The sequence below is a fragment of the Devosia riboflavina genome, assembly GCF_000743575.1.
GTDB lineage: Bacteria > Pseudomonadota > Alphaproteobacteria > Rhizobiales > Devosiaceae > Devosia > Devosia riboflavina.
The window spans coordinates 67,598-82,371 of the sequence record NZ_JQGC01000005.1 but is presented as its reverse complement, the minus strand read 5'-3'; the positions used below and the strand labels follow the sequence as shown (position 1 = coordinate 82,371).

Sequence of the window (14,774 nt, the reverse complement as noted above, 5' to 3'; positions counted from 1 at the left end):
CGTGTGTTGCCTTGGGTCGGGTTGCGCGTTCAACTGAGGCTAGAGGAAAAGGGAATGCTCATGATTGGTCGTTTGATTGCCGCTGTGGCGCTGGTTTGTCTCACGGGTTCGGTGGCGGTGGCGCAGGACGACGCGGTGGGGGCGCCGGGACCGTTCGTGCTCGAGGGGGAGAGTTTTGAACTCGCCTGGACCAGCCACCCGACTGACACGTTTTATAAGCAGGAATATGTGCCCGCGGGACAATCAGTGGAAGCCTATGAGCAGATGTTCATGGTGGATGTGCTGACCAATGGGATTTCGGTGCGGGACGCGGCCGGGACGATGGTCGATGGGCTGAAGCAGCGGCAGGCGAGTGATCCGGTGGTGAATTTTGCGCTGATCGAGAATGAGGAGACGGGGGAGATCATTCTGGATTTTCTGCTGAGTGATGACAGCAGCGGGACGGTGATCGTGGAGTGGAATGCCTATCGGTATGTGCCGCTGGAGGATGGGGTGGCGATGTTTGGGATCAGCCGGCGGGGGTATGACGAGGGAGCGACGGAATTGCTGAAGGGGTTGCAGGGCTGGCGGATGGGAACGATCGAGGCACTGGCTGGGATGGAATTGCCGGAAGTGGTAGTGGAATAAGGGGTTAGGATTCAGTGGGTTGGTGGGTGGGGTTGAGAGATTGATTCAGAGGGTTTGGCCCCCTCCCGGCCTCCCCCATCAAAGGGGGAGGTGTCACCGAATTCGCCATGGCGAATTCGGTTGGGCCCGTGGTTTGGGCAGGATATTGCCACGCACCCGATGCGGCACCTCCCCCTTGATGGGGGAGGATGGGAGGGGGTGTTTGGTGCCAGCCTCGCAAACAGAGGTTCCCGCTTTCGCGGGAATGACACGGTGGAGGTTGGAGCGCGGTGCCACCGATCGTCATCCTCGGGCCTGACCCGAGGACATTTCACTTTGGGTTGGGTGCGGCAAGTGTAGAGCCCTCGGGTCAAGCCCGAGGGTGACGGCCTGGGGTGCGACGGTCGGTTGGAGCCTATCCGCTCACTATAGCCCTGCTCACTCGTCCATCCCGTTGCAGAATGATCTGCCATGTCCGGACCCGCTGGGAGGCCGTGGTGCTGAAAGTCTGCGCATCCTTGATGTCGGTGTCGTTGAGCTGAAGGATGACGTCGTCCACTCGGAGGCCCATGGCTTCGGCGGGGGAGCCGGCGGTTATGGCGGTGATGAGGACGCCTGTGGCGTCGTAGGGCAGGTTTTTGGATTCGGAGAGGGCCGGATCGAGTTGGCGGACGGTGACGCCGGAGAAACGCGAGTCGGCGGAGATGGTGGCCGTGGCGTTGTCGGCTGGCGCGGGAGCGGCTTCGACGGGGAAGTCGAGAGTTTCCATTGCGGTGCCGCGCAGGCGTTCGAGCTTGGTGGTCTGGCCGATGGGCTTTGTCGCCAGGCGGAAGTTGAAGGCGCTGGGGTCGTCTACGCGCTGGCCATCAACGGAGAGAATGACGTCGCCGGACTGGAAGCCGGCGCGGGCGGCGGGGCCGTTGGGGGCGACATCGGTGATGAGGGCGCCATGCGGGGCGTCCATGCCGAGGCTATTAGCGATGTCGGAATCGACGGCCTGCATTTTGGCGCCGAACCAGGGGCGGACGATTTCGCCGCCATTGACGCCGGCATCGGCAACGAGCTTAGCCATATTGGCGGGGATGGCAAAGCCGATGCCGACTGAGCCGCCGGATTGGGAATAGATGGCGGTGTTGATGCCGACGAGACGCCCCTGCATATCGACAAGGGCGCCGCCGGAATTGCCGGGATTGATGGCCGCGTCGGTCTGGATGAAGAATTCGTAGTCGGAGCTTTCGACACCCGTGCGCGCCAGGGCAGAGACGATGCCGGAGGTGACGGTCTGGCCGACGCCGAAGGGATTGCCGATGGCGAGGACGAGATCGCCCACGAGCAGCGCGTCGCTATCGGCGAATGTGATGGCCGGGAAGGTGACGCCGCGCGTGTCGCGGACGCGGAGGACGGCGAGGTCAGTCTGCTTGTCTTCGACAACGACATCGACGGCGAATTCGCGGCCATCGCTGAGGGCGATGCGCACATCGGTCGCGCCATTGATGACGTGGGAATTGGTGAGGATCACCCCTGCCCCATCGACCACGACGCCGGAGCCCAGCGAGCGGGATTCGCGCGGGCGGGACTGGAAATATTGATCGCCAAAGAAGCGGGAGAAGAAGGGGTCATTGGCGAAGGGCGACGTGGCCTGCGACTCGATGCGGGTGGCATAGACATTGACCACGGAAGGCGAGACCGCCTGGACGATGGGGGCGAAGCTCAATTGTACCTGAGCCTGGCTCGCGGGCACGCTTCGGTTCTCTGCGGCGGGCGGGGGCGCTTCAGCCTGGGCCTGAGCTGTTTGAACCTGAGCCTGCCCCGGAGCGTTCCAAGGGGAGAAGGCCAGTGTGCCGCCGATGGCGATGACCGCTACGGCGAGACCCGAAAAGACGAGCGTTCGCAGAGACATGGGTAAACTTTCAGCTACCTGTTTCGAGCCATTTGGCTCACAGAATGCGACGCGAGCAGAACGCCCGGAATCTGTCATGAAAATGACGTTCGAACATTGTTGTTTCCATGGGCAAATAAACGTTTGCGCGAGGGGGCACACGGCCCTATATGCAGCGCTCAATTTTCTCGCGTTTTCGAACTGGAAAACACGTAAACGCGGTGAATTTCCTTCTCTCTCCAGCCCCGAAAGGCCTGTTGTCCAATGACTGACGAGCCGAAGACCGTTTACGCCAATACTTCCGCGCTGATCGCGGCAGAGGCGCCGGACTTTCCCTCCTTCCTCTTCTCGGAGAAGGAGTTCCATAGGGCCGTGAAGGTTTTCAAGAAGGGCTTTGACGGCCTGCTCACCTATGCGGTGAAATGCAACCCGTCGCCGCACATCATTGCGCAGTTGCACAAGGAAGGCCTCAAGGCGTTCGACGTGGCTTCGAACACCGAAATGGAACTGGTGCGCGACTACGCGCCCGGCGCTGTGATGCACTACAACAACCCGATCAAGAACAAGCGCGAAATCGAGCGCGCTTATGAAGAGTTCGGCGTTCGCTCCTTCACCATCGACCACCCGCAGCAGCTCGACCAGCTCGCCGCCGTCGTTTCGCCATCGCGTGACGTTGAGGTTACTACCCGTTTCAAGGCCGGCAAGGCGCTGAAGTCCTATGACTTCGGCATCAAGTTTGGCGTGATGGAACAGGGCGCGGCCGAAATCGTGCAGGCCGTCGAGAAGATGGGCTATACGCCCAGCCTCTGCTTCCACGTGGGTTCGCAGTGCGAAGACGCCTATGCCTATGAGCGCCACATTGCTGCTGCCGCGCGGATCGTCGAAGAGAGCGGCATTGAGCTGAAGCGCCTCAATATCGGTGGCGGCTATCCGGCCCCCTACCCGACCAGCGAAGCGCCGCCGATGGACTATTATTTTGAGACCATCGCCCAGGCCGTGACCGACCACTTTGGCGACAAGAACAAGCCGGAACTGATCATCGAGCCGGGCCGTGCTCTCGTGACCTCGTCGACTTCGCTCCTGTTGCGCGTAAAACATCAGCGCGGCGGGCAGTCGGTCTATGTCAATGACGGCGCCTATGGCTCGCTGATGGAAGTGAAGTTCATGCACTTCACCCCGCCGGTGCGCGTGTGGCGCGGCCCGCGCGTTCACGACAACGACCAGGAATTCTCCGAATTCACCATCTGGGGCCCGACCTGCGACAGCTATGACGTGCTGCCGCAGGTGTTCACGCTGCCGGCCGATATCGATGAAGACGATTGGATCGAGTTCGGCCTGATGGGCGCCTATACCCAGGCTTCGCTGACGCCGTTCAACGGGTTTGATCGTCGCGACCAGTATTGGGTCGATGAGGTTTATACCGGCAAGGATATGGCGCCGGCCGAGTGAGGGGTTTTACCCTCTGAATGATTGGGCCCGTCCTGGTGTGAGCTGGGGCGGGTCTTTTGTTTTGGGAGCGGGTTTCCAGTAGCCCTCATGGAAAGCAAAGTGTCGAACCATGAGGGAGTGGCTGAATGGGTCGGTGGCACGCCCTCGTGGTTCGAGGCTACGCTAGCGCTCCGCACCTCACCATGAGGGCTACTGGAATGATGTGGCTACTGAGATAATGCGGCGGCAGATGTGGCGGAGATACTTGTTCGCCGGTCACACCCATGTGTCCACTTGCACGGGCGACGGTATCGCCTAAATAGTCGGTTACCATTTGTAACCATTGAGCCTGCCATGACCGATTATGGGCACGAGCTGAAGTTCGGCACCTTTATCACGCCGAGCGCGCAGCAAGCCGATGACGTGGTCGCCCTGGCGCAGCTGACCGAGGCTGCCGGGCTGGACCTCGCCACGTTTCAAGATCATCCCTATCAGAGCAATTTCCTCGATGCCTGGACATTGCTGAGCTTCGTTGCGGCCAAGACCGAGCGGATCAGCCTTGCCGGCAATGTGCTGAACCTGCCGCTGCGGCAGCCGGCCGTTCTGGCGCGGGCGGTAGCGAGCCTTGACCTGCTCTCGCATGGGCGGGCGGAGCTGGGGCTCGGCGCCGGTGCCTTCTGGGACGGGATCAAGGGCATGGGCGGCGAGGAACTGACGCCGGGCCAGGCCGTGGATGCGCTGGAAGAGGCGATCGATGTCATTCGCGGCATCTGGGATGCCGGGAAATCGGGCGGCGTGCGGGTCGATGGGAAATATCACAAGGCGGCCGGCGCGCGGCGCGGCCCACTGCCCGCGCATGGCGTCAGCATCTGGCTCGGGGCGCTGAAGCCGCGCATGCTCAAACTGATCGGGCGGAAGGCGGACGGCTGGTTGCCGTCGATGAGCTATATCAAGAGCCCGACGATTGCCGAGAGCAATGCGATCATCGATGCGGCGGCCGTGGAGGCCGGGCGCGATCCGCGGGAAATCCGGCGGCTGATCAATGTCGGTGGGCGGCTGGCAACGCCGGAGGATGTCGAGGCGCTGGTGGAGCAATTGGTCGGGCTGGCGCTCGAGCATGGGTTTTCGACCTTTATCCTGCCCAGCGATGCGCCGGGAGCGATCGAGACTTTTGGCAAGGACGTAGCGCCGGAGGTTCGGGCGCAGGTCGAGAAGGCGCGAAAGGCTGCGGGGACGCAGACCGGGCCGGTGCGCAGCGCCCAGGCGCTGGCGGCGCGGCGCGCGGGGATCGATTATGACAGTGTGCCGGCGGCGCTGGCCGGGCGCGTGATCGAGCCGGGCGATCATGATTTTTCCAAACATCGCTCGACCTATATTCACAAGGGCAATCCGGGGCTGGTTATGCGGCCCAGGACGGCGGAAGAGGTGCGCGAGGCTATCACCTATGCCGCGCGGCAGGACGTGCCCTTGGCGGTGCGCAGCGGCGGGCATGGCATATCGGGGCGGTCGACCAATGATGGCGGGCTGGTGCTCGATGTGGGGCAGCTCAATTCGATCCGGCTGATGGATGAAAAGACCGGGCTGTTCCGGGTTGGGCCCGGGGCGCGCTGGGGCGAGGTGGCCACGGCGCTGGCGCCGCATGGGCTGGGCATGAGTTCGGGCGACTATGGCGATGTGGGTGTGGGTGGTCTCGCGACGGCCGGCGGCATCGGCTATTTCGCGCGAAAGCACGGGCTGACGCTGGATCATGTGCAGGCGGCGGAGGTGGTGCTGGCCGATGGTTCGTTCGTGAGGGCGGATCGGGAGAACCATGCCGATCTCTTCTGGGCGCTGCGTGGCGCGGGCGGCAATTTTGGCGTGGTGACGGCGCTGGAGCTGGATGCCTATCCGGTCGGGAATGTCGTCTTTGCGCAGCTCACTTATGATCTTTCGGATGCAGAGAGCGTGTTGCCGCGCTGGGCGGAGACGGTCATTGCGGCGCCGCGGGAGCTGACTAGTTTTCTGACTATGGTGCCGGGGCGATCCGGTAGCGGGCCGATTGCGCAGGCGAGCGTCGTTATCATGAGCGATGATCCCTCGGTGGCTGAGCCGATGCTGCAGCCGTTCCTCTCGGTCGGGCCGATGCTGGGGAGCCAGGCCTATATCATTCCCTATACGGCGCTGGTGGCGAGCCATTTTTCGGGCCATGACGGGGCTGGTGGGCTGGTGTCGCGGGCGGGGCTGGTGACTGATCTGACGCCGACGCTGGCCGAGGGGATGGCGGAGCTGTTGGCGGCGGGCGCGACCAATATGATGCAGTTGCGGGCTGTGGGCGGGGCGGTGAACGATGTAGGGGCCGATGAGACGGCCTATGCGCATCGGCACCAGAATTTCTCGCTCAATGCGGGTGCTTATGGGGACGCGATGGCGCGGCGGCTGGATGCGATCTGGCCGAGCATTTCGGCGCAGCTGGATGGGCTCTATCTCAATTTTGAGACGGGGACCGAGCCGCACTTGCTTGAAAAGGCATTTCCGGGCAAAACGCTCGCCCGCCTGCGCCGGCTCAAGGCCAAGTATGATCCCGGCGGGTTGTTCAATTCGAATTTCCCCATTCCGCCGGCTTCCGAGGAGGCCGCTGCCTAGGAGCGACGATCATGGACGATCTGCCGGAACTTTCCTCATTGGGCCGGCGGATCATGATCGTGGGGCCGACCAATGCGGGAAAATCGACGCTGGCGGTGGCGATCGGGAAGAAGGTTGGGATTCCGGCTGAACACGTGGACCTCTTCCGGCATGCGCCGCAAACAGATTGGGTGCAGCGGCCGGATCACGAATTCGAGGCGCTGCACGAGGCGGCGATTGCCGAGCCGGAATGGGTGATGGACGGGAACTATTCGGCCATCATGCCGGCACGGTTGCAGCGGGCGACGGGGATCATTTCGCTCGATGAGGCGCTGTGGCGGCGGTATCTGCGCTATTTCCGGCGCACGCTGGGGGAGCGGCGCGCGGGGGGGCTGGAGGGCAATCGGGACTCGATCAAGTGGGCGATGATCCACTGGCTGTGGCACACGCGCCGGTCAGGCGCGAAGCTGCGGGCTATGGCCGAGGGCACTGGGTTGCCGGTGGCCGTGTGCCGGAATGAGCGCGAGTTGGACCGGCTCTATCGAGCCTGGGGGCTTACTTTGCCTTGATGAGGTTGAAACGGATCAGGCTTTCGGCGGCGCTGAGCACAGCTTCTTCCGAAGTGTGATAGGGGCGGCCGAGGAGCTTTTCGCCTTTGCTGCCGTCAAAATGCTTCTCGTTGCCCATGTCGTTGATGATCTGGCGGACGGGGCCGCCCGCCAGGGCGACAATACGCATGATCCAGTCGGGGATGGTTTTCAGGGTCACCGGATAGTCCGGATAGGCCTTGCGGAGGATCGTCGCGACGTCCTCAAAGCTTTGATAGGGGCCGGTGCAGAGATAGCGCTGGCCGATGCTGTCCTGGTGTTGCAGGGCTGCGAGATGCATGGCGGCGACGTCGCGGACGTCGCTGATGGCGAAGCCGATGCGGGGCATGGCGGGGGTGGAGCCATCGAGGAGGCCGCCGACGAGTCCGAGGGAAATGCTGGTTTCCGGGTCGCTGGCGGGGCCAAGGATGGCGCCGGGGTGGATGGTGGTCAGTTGCATGCCCTGGCCATTGGCGAAGGCCCAGGCGGCCTGCTCGGCGCGGGTTTTGCCGGTGCAATAGGCCCAAGGGCGGCGCATCTTGGTCAGATCGGTGAAATCGGCCTCGGTATAGGTGCGCTTGCCGGTTTCGTGGCCGTGGCCGTAGCCGACGGTGGCGATGGACGAGGTCATGATGATGCGGCGGATGCCTTCGGCGCGGGCGAAGCGCAGCACGCGCTCGGTGCCTTCTACGGCGGGGCGGATGACGGTGGACGGGTCGCGGGGTTCTTCGGCCACGATGACGGTCGCGACATGCATGACCGCCTGCACGTCTTCCATGGCATAGGCCCAGCCGGCGTCGTCGAGGAGATCGGCTTCGACGATTTCGAGGCGGTCCTGAGTACCAGGCGCGAGGAGGTCCATGGCGGCCTGGATGGAGGTCAGCTTGCGGCGATTGCGGACGGTGCCACGCACGCGAAAACCGGCGCGCAGGAGTTCGCCAATGACGTGCTTGGCCACGAAGCCGGAGGCCCCGGTGACGAGGATGCGGTCCATGAATCTGCCCCCAATTCTCACCCCTGCCCTACACGCTCAAAGAGGCGCGCGGAAGCGGCTTTTGGTTTGTCCGGGGGACATTGGAAAAGCGGCGACAAGAAAATTGGATAAATTAGTCTGAGTTCGGTCGCGCCACTCGTCTAGGTGTGACGGCGGCGACGGCCTGCCGGTTTCGAGAGGAGACTAGAATGCAATTCCTGGTCGCAATTCACCTGCCTGACGACTACGACCCGTCTAAGGAAGACCCGTCGCTGATCAAGGATATTTCCGACCTCAACGAGGAGATGATCGCCAAGGGGGTTCGCGTGTTCGTCGGCGGCCTGCAGACGGCGACGCGCGCCAAGACGATCAGGGCGCGGAACAATGGCGGCATGGTGGTGACCGATGGGCCGTTCGTCGAGGCGAAGGAGCATGTCGGCGGGTTTTGGGTGCTCGAATGTGCTGACTTTGATGAAGCGGTTGAATGGGGGAAGAAGGCGACAGTGGCTTGTCGGGCGCCGGTGGAAGTGCGGGAATTCATGGGTGTGCCGCCGGAAAGGCTGAAGGCACGGGCCGAGGCAGAGGCGCGGGCGGGCCGGTAAAGCCCCCACCCTCATTCCCTCCCCACAAGGGGGAGGGAGGCGCGCGTTTGGAGCTCACAGTCCGAACCCCAGCATCGTGGAGAACGGTCATGAAAGTCGATGGTTCCTGGCGCTGCCGGGGGTTGCGGTTGGGGATAATGGGTAGACGGGTGGAAGGGCTGGGGCACGACCTCGTCCTTCGACGGGCTCAGGATGAGGTCTACTGGGGCGTCGGGGTTTGCTGTTCTCGGTGGGGGCTCGCCACGGTGGTCTGTGCGGAGGGGAGATGGATTGCCGGGACGGGCCCGGCAATGACGATGGTGGGGAAGGTTGGTGAGGGAGCGAGAGACTCCAAGTGATCCGCGCGATGGTTCGCGACTACGGCCGAGCCGAAAACAGAGGTTCCCGCTTTCGCGGGAATGACACCGTGGATGGAATGACATCGAGGGTGGAATGACACCGGGGGCCCAAGGGGGCCGGGAATGACACCTTGGGTGGAAGAGATCGCGCGCGGGATGAGCCCGGCAATGACGATGGAGGGGAATCTGGCGAGGGAGCGAGATACTCCAGGTGACCCGCGCGCTGGGTTCGCGACTACGGCCGAACCGGAAACTGAGGTTCCTGCTTTCGCGGGAATGACACCGTGGGTGGAATGACCCCGCGGATGGAATGATATCGCCGGCGGAGTGACATCGTCGGTGGAATGACATCGAGGGTGGCCGGAGTGACATCCTGCGCGGAAGACATCATGCTCGGGGTGATTGTCCCGTGCCGGAAAACAAAAAGGGCGGCCACTGGGGCCGCCCTTTGAATTTGGTGGAAGCGAAGCTTATGCGGCTTCGGCTTCGTCGTCAGCGTACTGGACCGGACCGGAGTCGAGGCCCTTGGCGTTGACGTCGCGATCGACGAACTCGATCACGGCCAGCGGGGCATTGTCGCCATAGCGGAAGCCGGCCTTCAGGATGCGGATGTAACCGCCCTGACGTTCAGCATAGCGCGGGCCGAGAACGGCAAAGAGCTTAGCAACCTGGGCTTCGTCGCGGATCTGCGCGATCGCCTGACGGCGAGCGTGCAGGTCGCCGCGCTTGCCGAGGGTGATCAGCTTCTCGACGATCGGACGCAGGTCCTTGGCCTTGGGAAGCGTGGTGACGATCTGTTCGTGCTTGATCAGAGCGGCGGACATGTTGGCAAACATGGCCTTGCGGTGGGAAGCGGTACGGCTGAGTTTGCGGCCGCGATTACCGTGTCGCATGGGTATCTCCTAAAATCTTGGCAGCGCCGGATCAGTAATGATCTTCGTAGCGCTTGGCGAGGTCATCGATATTCTCGGGCGGCCAATTGGCCACGTCCATCCCGAGATGAAGCCCCATCTGTGCCAGGACTTCCTTGATTTCGTTGAGCGACTTGCGGCCAAAGTTCGGGGTCCGCAGCATCTCGGCTTCCGTCTTCTGGATGAGGTCGCCGATATAGACGATGTTGTCGTTCTTGAGGCAGTTGGCCGAACGGACAGACAGTTCGAGCTCGTCGACCTTCTTGAGCAGCGCCGGGTTGAAGGCGAGTTCCGGGACAGCGTCCTGGGCCTTTTCCTTGGTGGGCTCTTCGAAGTTGACGAAGACCGAAAGCTGGTCCTGAAGAATACGCGCGGCATAAGCCACGGCATCTTCCGGCGAAACGCCGCCATTGGTTTCGACGGATAGCGTCAGCTTGTCCTTGTCGAGGCTTTCGCCGGCACGGGTCGCGTCAACCTTGTAGCTGACACGGCGCACAGGCGAGAACAGGGCATCGACCGGAATATAGCCGATGGGGGCATCTTCCGGACGGTTCTTGTCGGCCGGGACATAGCCCTTGCCGGTATTCACAGTGAACTCGATGTTGATCTCGGCACCATCGTCGAGGTGGCAGATCACGAGTTCGGGGTTCAGAACTTCGATATCGCCGGAGACCTTGATGTCGCCAGCGGTCACGGCGCCCGGACCCTGCTTGGAGAGAGTAAGACGCTTCGGGCCTTCGCCACCCATCTTGATGGCGATTTCCTTGACGTTCAGCACGAGGTCGGTGATGTCTTCCCGAACGCCCGGAAGCGACGAGAATTCGTGCAGAATGCCATCGATCTGGATAGCGGTTACCGCCGCGCCCTGAAGCGACGACAGCAAGACGCGACGCAAAGCGTTGCCAAGGGTCAAGCCATAGCCGCGTTCAAGCGGCTCGGCGATAACCGAAGCATGACGCGAGTCAGCGCCATCCGAAACAATCTCCAGCTTGGTCGGCTTGATAAGTTCCTGCCAGTTCCTCTGGATCGTCACGGTATTGTCCTTTCAAATTCGCGGCCTCGGAGGCCGCACCGCCGCAAACACAATAGAACCCCTGGCCCCGAGGCCAGGAGTTTACCAAGTGGTCTAGTCTTTAGACGCGGCGCCGCTTGCGCGGACGGCAACCGTTGTGCGGAATCGAGGTCACGTCGCGGATGGACGTAACGTTGAAACCAGCAGCCTGAAGAGCGCGGAGCGCAGATTCACGGCCCGAACCGGGACCACGCACTTCGACCTCAAGGGTCTTCATGCCATGTTCCTGGGCCTTCTTAGCAGCATCTTCGGCAGCAACCTGGGCAGCATAGGGGGTCGACTTGCGCGAACCCTTGAAGCCCATGACGCCCGACGAGGACCACGAAATCGTGTTGCCCTGCATGTCGGCGATGGTGATCATGGTGTTGTTGAAGGAGGCGTTCACGTGTGCAACGCCCGAAGTAATGTTCTTGCGCTCCTTGCGGCGGATGCGCGTGGTATCAGTCTTAGCCATTCAGGTCCTCTTGGGTATCGGCGCTGCCGTAATGCCAGCAGCTCCACCACGGAAGAAGCGGATCAGGACTTTGGCGTCCCCTAACAGGGTAGCCAGACCTCGATCCGCAGCTTCCAATCAAAATGCCAGCCTGCACATGCAGGCGTGGAATTACTTCTTCTTGCCGGCGATCGGCTTTGCCGGGCCCTTGCGGGTGCGGGCATTGGTGTGGGTACGCTGACCGCGGACCGGCAGGCCACGACGGTGGCGCAGGCCACGATAGTTGCCGAGATCCATCAAGCGCTTGATGTTCATGGCAACGTTACGGCGAAGATCACCTTCCACGACATAGTCGCGGTCGATGGTTTCACGGATCTGGATCACTTCGGCGTCGGTCAGTTCGTTGACGCGACGTTCGGCCGGAATACCGACCTTCTCGACGATGTCCTGGGCGAACTTGTCGCCGATACCGTGAATGTACTGCAGCGCGATCACCACGCGCTTGTTCGTCGGAATATTGACGCCAGCAATACGAGCCACGTCTGCTCTCCTTCATTCAACACGCGCCATCGCGGCGGGTGTCATTCAAACAACAAGGGACCGGATTTCGATCCCCACCTAATGTGAGAAACCGAAACCAGCCCAATAATCCATGAGACTGGTGCGGTTCTTTAAGGATTCGAAAAGGCGAAGTCAACACTCGCCTTGCCGAAGATTACTTGCCGAGGGCCGCCTTGATGGCCGTCGTCACCGTTTCGACCGCTTCCATGCCGTCAACCGTCTTCACCAGGCCCTGCCGGCTATAGTAGTCGACGAGGGGGGCGGTGCTGGTCTGGTAGACATCGAGGCGCTTGCGGATGACTTCTGGATTGTCATCCGGGCGATTGCTGTCCTTGGAGCGCTGAATGACGCGCCGCACCAGTTCGTCGGCATCGGCAGTCAGCTCGATAACGGCATCGAGCTTGATTCCCTTGGCCTTGAGCATGTCATCGAGGGCTTCGGCCTGCGCGATGGTGCGCGGGAAGCCATCGAGGATGAAGCCGGGCTTGCAGTCTTCAGCGTCGATGCGTTCGGACACGATGCCGTTGACGATGGTGTCCGAGACGAGATCGCCCCGATCCATGATCGCCTTTGCTTCGAGCCCAAGGGGCGTTTGTGCGGCGATGGCTGCCCGCAGGATGTCACCAGTGGACAATTGCGGGATGCCGTAGGCCTCAACCAGAATCTTTGCCTGCGTGCCCTTCCCCGCCCCTGGCGGTCCCAACAGGATCAGTCTCATCGGCGCTTGCCCCCTCCAAGGCGAGATTTCTTCAACAGCCCTTCATATTGCTGGGCCACGAGATGGCTCTGGATCTGGCTGACCGTATCGAGGGTCACCGTCACCATGATCAGCAGCGAGGTACCGCCAATGAACTGGCTGACCGCGAGCTGGCTGAACATCACTTCCGGAATCAGAGCCACAACAGTGAGATAGAGTGCACCGATAACCGTGATGCGCGTCAACACATAGTCGATGTGCTGGGCAGTGCGTTCACCCGGACGAATGCCCGGAATGAAGCCGCCAGAGCGCTTCAGGTTGTCGGCCGTCTCGGTCGGATTGAAGACGATCGCCGTGTAGAAGAAGGCGAAGAAGATGATGAAGAACGCGAACAGCGCCAGATAAAGCGGCTGGCCGCGGCCGAGGAGCGCCGTCACCGTGGTGAGCCAGGCCGGCGCATTGCCCTGGGCGGCGAACGACGCGATGGTCGCGGGCAGCAGCAGGAGCGAGGAGCCGAAGATCACCGGGATAACGCCCGAGGTGTTGAGCTTCAGAGGCAGGTGCGACGACTCGCCCTGGAACATCTTGTTGCCCACCTGACGCTTCGGATACTGGATCAGCAACCGGCGCTGGGCGCGCTCGAAGAAGACGATGGCGGCGATGACCACCAGAGCCAGGACGATCATGCCAAGGGCAGCAAAGCCGGGAATGGCGCCAGTACGGCTGAGTTCCAGGGTCTGGGCGATGGTCGAGGGCAAGTTTGCCACGATACCGGCGAAGATGATCAGCGAGATACCGTTGCCGACGCCGCGCGAGGTGATCTGCTCACCCAGCCACATCAGGAACATGGTGCCGCCGACCAGCGTGATCACGGTCGAGAGGCGGAAGAACCAGCCAGGATTGAGAACCACGCCCTGGCTGCCTTCGAGGCCCACAGCGATGCCGTATGCCTGGACGGCGCAGAACACGACCGCCAGATAGCGGGTGTACTGGTTCATCTTGCGGCGACCGGCTTCACCCTCTTTCTTGAGGGCTTCGAGGCGCGGCGAGGCCGTGGCGATCACCTGCACGACGATGGATGCCGTAATGTAGGGGATGAGGTTCAGAGCGAAGATGGCCATACGTTCCACGGCGCCGCCGGAGAACATGTTGAACATCCCGATGATGCCCTGCTGGCTCTGCTCGAACGTGGCGCGGAACGCGTCGGGATCGATGCCAGGAACCGGAATGAAGGTGCCCAAACGATAGACAAGCAGCGCGCCCAGTGTGAACCAGATGCGCTGCTGCAGGGCTTTCGCCTTGGAAAAGGTCGAGAATGAGAGATTGCGAGCTAGCTGCTCGGCTGCGGACGCCATACTTCGCTCCCTAGAGCCTGATATGAGCTGAACGCGTCAAATCGTCGGCTCTAAAATTTCGTTGCCGCAGGGTTCTTGATGCGGAGTTATCCGCCCCTGCTCCGTGGCTTTGAGGCCAGGCGCGCTCGGAGCGCCCAGGGAGCATATAAGACTGCGCCCCCAGCGCAACAAACCAAAAAAGCGCACCCGACCACAAGGCCGGGTGCGCAAAGCCAAATTACTTGGCAGCGTACGGGGTCTTCTTCCAGGTTTCCTTGACCGGGATCACGTCGACCTTGCCGCCGGCAGCTTCGATCGCTGCGGCTGCACCCTTGGTCGCGTAGTCAACCTTGAAGGTCACCTTCTTGGCCGTGAAGCCTTCGGAGCCGATCAGGCGCACGCCGTCCTTGGGACGACGGATAACGCCGGCAGCAACCAGAGCCGCAGCGTCGATGACGCCCTTGGCATCAAGCTTGCCGCTGTCGATATAGGCCTGGATGCGGTCGATGCGGACCTGGTTCCAATCCTTGGGGTTCCAAGCATTGAAGCCACGCTTCGGCATACGCATGTGAAGGGGCATCTGGCCGCCTTCGAAGCCGTTGATCGCGACACCGGCGCGAGCCGTCTGGCCCTTGCCACCACGACCACCGGTCTTGCCAACGCCGGAACCGATACCACGGCCGACGCGAACGCGGACCTTGGTGGAGCCGGGATTGTCGCGAAGTTCGTTCAAACGAGTCATTTGTCGAGCT

At 62.1% G+C, this 14,774-nt stretch carries 14 protein-coding genes; 5 read left to right on the top strand and 9 right to left on the bottom strand.

Annotation, left to right across the window (positions count from 1 at the left end; translation table 11 throughout):
* Positions 1-54: 54 nt before the first annotated feature.
* Positions 55-627 (top strand): hypothetical protein, encoded by a 573-nt coding sequence (locus JP75_RS06845; RefSeq protein WP_051960445.1) that lies wholly within the window; start codon positions 55-57, stop codon positions 625-627.
* Between the two features lie 394 nt (positions 628-1,021).
* Here the strand turns inward: JP75_RS06845 and JP75_RS06840 are convergent, their stop codons facing one another.
* Positions 1,022-2,506 carry a Do family serine endopeptidase gene (locus JP75_RS06840; protein ID WP_084587522.1) on the bottom strand — a complete coding sequence of 495 codons (1,485 nt, stop codon included), beginning with the start codon at positions 2,504-2,506 and terminating at the stop codon, positions 1,022-1,024.
* Positions 2,507-2,749: 243 nt separating this feature from the next.
* Between JP75_RS06840 and JP75_RS06835 the strand changes: the two genes are divergently transcribed.
* The 3 genes from JP75_RS06835 (at position 2,750) to JP75_RS06825 (ending at position 7,083) form a co-directional block, all read left to right on the top strand.
* A complete protein-coding gene (locus JP75_RS06835) occupies positions 2,750-3,934 on the top strand; it encodes a type III PLP-dependent enzyme domain-containing protein (protein WP_035080880.1) in 1,185 nt (394 codons plus the stop codon).
* Positions 3,935-4,267: 333 nt separating this feature from the next.
* Positions 4,268-6,535, top strand: a complete 2,268-nt coding sequence (locus tag JP75_RS06830) for an LLM class flavin-dependent oxidoreductase (protein WP_035080877.1) — start codon at positions 4,268-4,270, stop codon at positions 6,533-6,535.
* Between the two features lie 11 nt (positions 6,536-6,546).
* Complete coding sequence (locus tag JP75_RS06825; protein WP_035080875.1) at positions 6,547-7,083, top strand: P-loop NTPase family protein; 537 nt, start codon at positions 6,547-6,549, stop codon at positions 7,081-7,083.
* Here the strand turns inward: JP75_RS06825 and JP75_RS06820 are convergent.
* Complete coding sequence (locus JP75_RS06820) at positions 7,070-8,095, bottom strand: NAD-dependent epimerase/dehydratase family protein (RefSeq protein ID WP_035080873.1); 1,026 nt, start codon at positions 8,093-8,095, stop codon at positions 7,070-7,072. The genes JP75_RS06825 and JP75_RS06820 overlap by 14 nt on opposite strands.
* A 188-nt stretch (positions 8,096-8,283) precedes the next feature.
* Between JP75_RS06820 and JP75_RS06815 the strand changes: the two genes are divergently transcribed.
* Complete coding sequence (locus JP75_RS06815) at positions 8,284-8,676, top strand: YciI family protein (RefSeq protein ID WP_051960444.1); 393 nt, start codon at positions 8,284-8,286, stop codon at positions 8,674-8,676.
* An 808-nt stretch (positions 8,677-9,484) separates the two neighbouring features.
* Here JP75_RS06815 and rplQ read toward each other — a convergent pair.
* The 7 genes from rplQ to rplO form a co-directional block, all read right to left on the bottom strand.
* On the bottom strand, positions 9,485-9,907 hold the full coding sequence (rplQ, locus tag JP75_RS06805) for a 50S ribosomal protein L17 (RefSeq protein WP_035080870.1): 423 nt from the start codon (positions 9,905-9,907) through the stop codon (positions 9,485-9,487).
* A gap of 31 nt (positions 9,908-9,938) precedes the next feature.
* On the bottom strand, positions 9,939-10,958 hold the full coding sequence (locus JP75_RS06800; protein ID WP_035080869.1) for a DNA-directed RNA polymerase subunit alpha: 1,020 nt from the start codon (positions 10,956-10,958) through the stop codon (positions 9,939-9,941).
* 100 nt (positions 10,959-11,058) lie between these two features.
* Positions 11,059-11,451, bottom strand: coding sequence for a 30S ribosomal protein S11 (gene rpsK, locus JP75_RS06795; RefSeq protein WP_035080867.1), 393 nt, complete (start codon positions 11,449-11,451; stop codon positions 11,059-11,061).
* A gap of 150 nt (positions 11,452-11,601) precedes the next feature.
* Entirely contained in the window at positions 11,602-11,970 is a 369-nt protein-coding gene (gene rpsM / locus JP75_RS06790; protein WP_035080865.1) for a 30S ribosomal protein S13, read from the bottom strand.
* A 175-nt stretch (positions 11,971-12,145) separates the two neighbouring features.
* Positions 12,146-12,709 carry an adenylate kinase gene (locus tag JP75_RS06785; protein WP_035080863.1) on the bottom strand — a complete coding sequence of 188 codons (564 nt, stop codon included), beginning with the start codon at positions 12,707-12,709 and terminating at the stop codon, positions 12,146-12,148.
* A complete protein-coding gene (gene secY / locus JP75_RS06780) occupies positions 12,706-14,043 on the bottom strand; it encodes a preprotein translocase subunit SecY (protein ID WP_035080861.1) in 1,338 nt (445 codons plus the stop codon). Before secY ends, JP75_RS06785 begins: the two co-directional genes overlap by 4 nt.
* Before the next feature lie 217 nt (positions 14,044-14,260).
* Positions 14,261-14,764, bottom strand: a complete 504-nt coding sequence (gene rplO / locus JP75_RS06775; protein ID WP_035080860.1) for a 50S ribosomal protein L15 — start codon at positions 14,762-14,764, stop codon at positions 14,261-14,263.
* Positions 14,765-14,774: the final 10 nt, after the last annotated feature.

Excerpts from the sequence above, each read along its gene's own strand:
- JP75_RS06815 (WP_051960444.1), top strand. The coding sequence starts at position 8,284 with ATGCAATTCCTGGTCGCAATTCACCTGCCTGACGACTACGACCCGTCT.
- secY (WP_035080861.1), bottom strand. The coding sequence starts at position 14,043 with ATGGCGTCCGCAGCCGAGCAGCTAGCTCGCAATCTCTCATTCTCGACC.
- JP75_RS06845 (WP_051960445.1), top strand. The coding sequence starts at position 55 with ATGCTCATGATTGGTCGTTTGATTGCCGCTGTGGCGCTGGTTTGTCTC.
- JP75_RS06830 (WP_035080877.1), top strand. The coding sequence starts at position 4,268 with ATGACCGATTATGGGCACGAGCTGAAGTTCGGCACCTTTATCACGCCG.
- JP75_RS06785 (WP_035080863.1), bottom strand. The coding sequence starts at position 12,709 with ATGAGACTGATCCTGTTGGGACCGCCAGGGGCGGGGAAGGGCACGCAG.
- JP75_RS06825 (WP_035080875.1), top strand. The coding sequence starts at position 6,547 with ATGGACGATCTGCCGGAACTTTCCTCATTGGGCCGGCGGATCATGATC.
- rplQ (WP_035080870.1), bottom strand. The coding sequence starts at position 9,907 with ATGCGACACGGTAATCGCGGCCGCAAACTCAGCCGTACCGCTTCCCAC.
- JP75_RS06835 (WP_035080880.1), top strand. The coding sequence starts at position 2,750 with ATGACTGACGAGCCGAAGACCGTTTACGCCAATACTTCCGCGCTGATC.
- rpsK (WP_035080867.1), bottom strand. The coding sequence starts at position 11,451 with ATGGCTAAGACTGATACCACGCGCATCCGCCGCAAGGAGCGCAAGAAC.
- JP75_RS06820 (WP_035080873.1), bottom strand. The coding sequence starts at position 8,095 with ATGGACCGCATCCTCGTCACCGGGGCCTCCGGCTTCGTGGCCAAGCAC.
- JP75_RS06840 (WP_084587522.1), bottom strand. The coding sequence starts at position 2,506 with ATGTCTCTGCGAACGCTCGTCTTTTCGGGTCTCGCCGTAGCGGTCATC.
- rplO (WP_035080860.1), bottom strand. The coding sequence starts at position 14,764 with ATGACTCGTTTGAACGAACTTCGCGACAATCCCGGCTCCACCAAGGTC.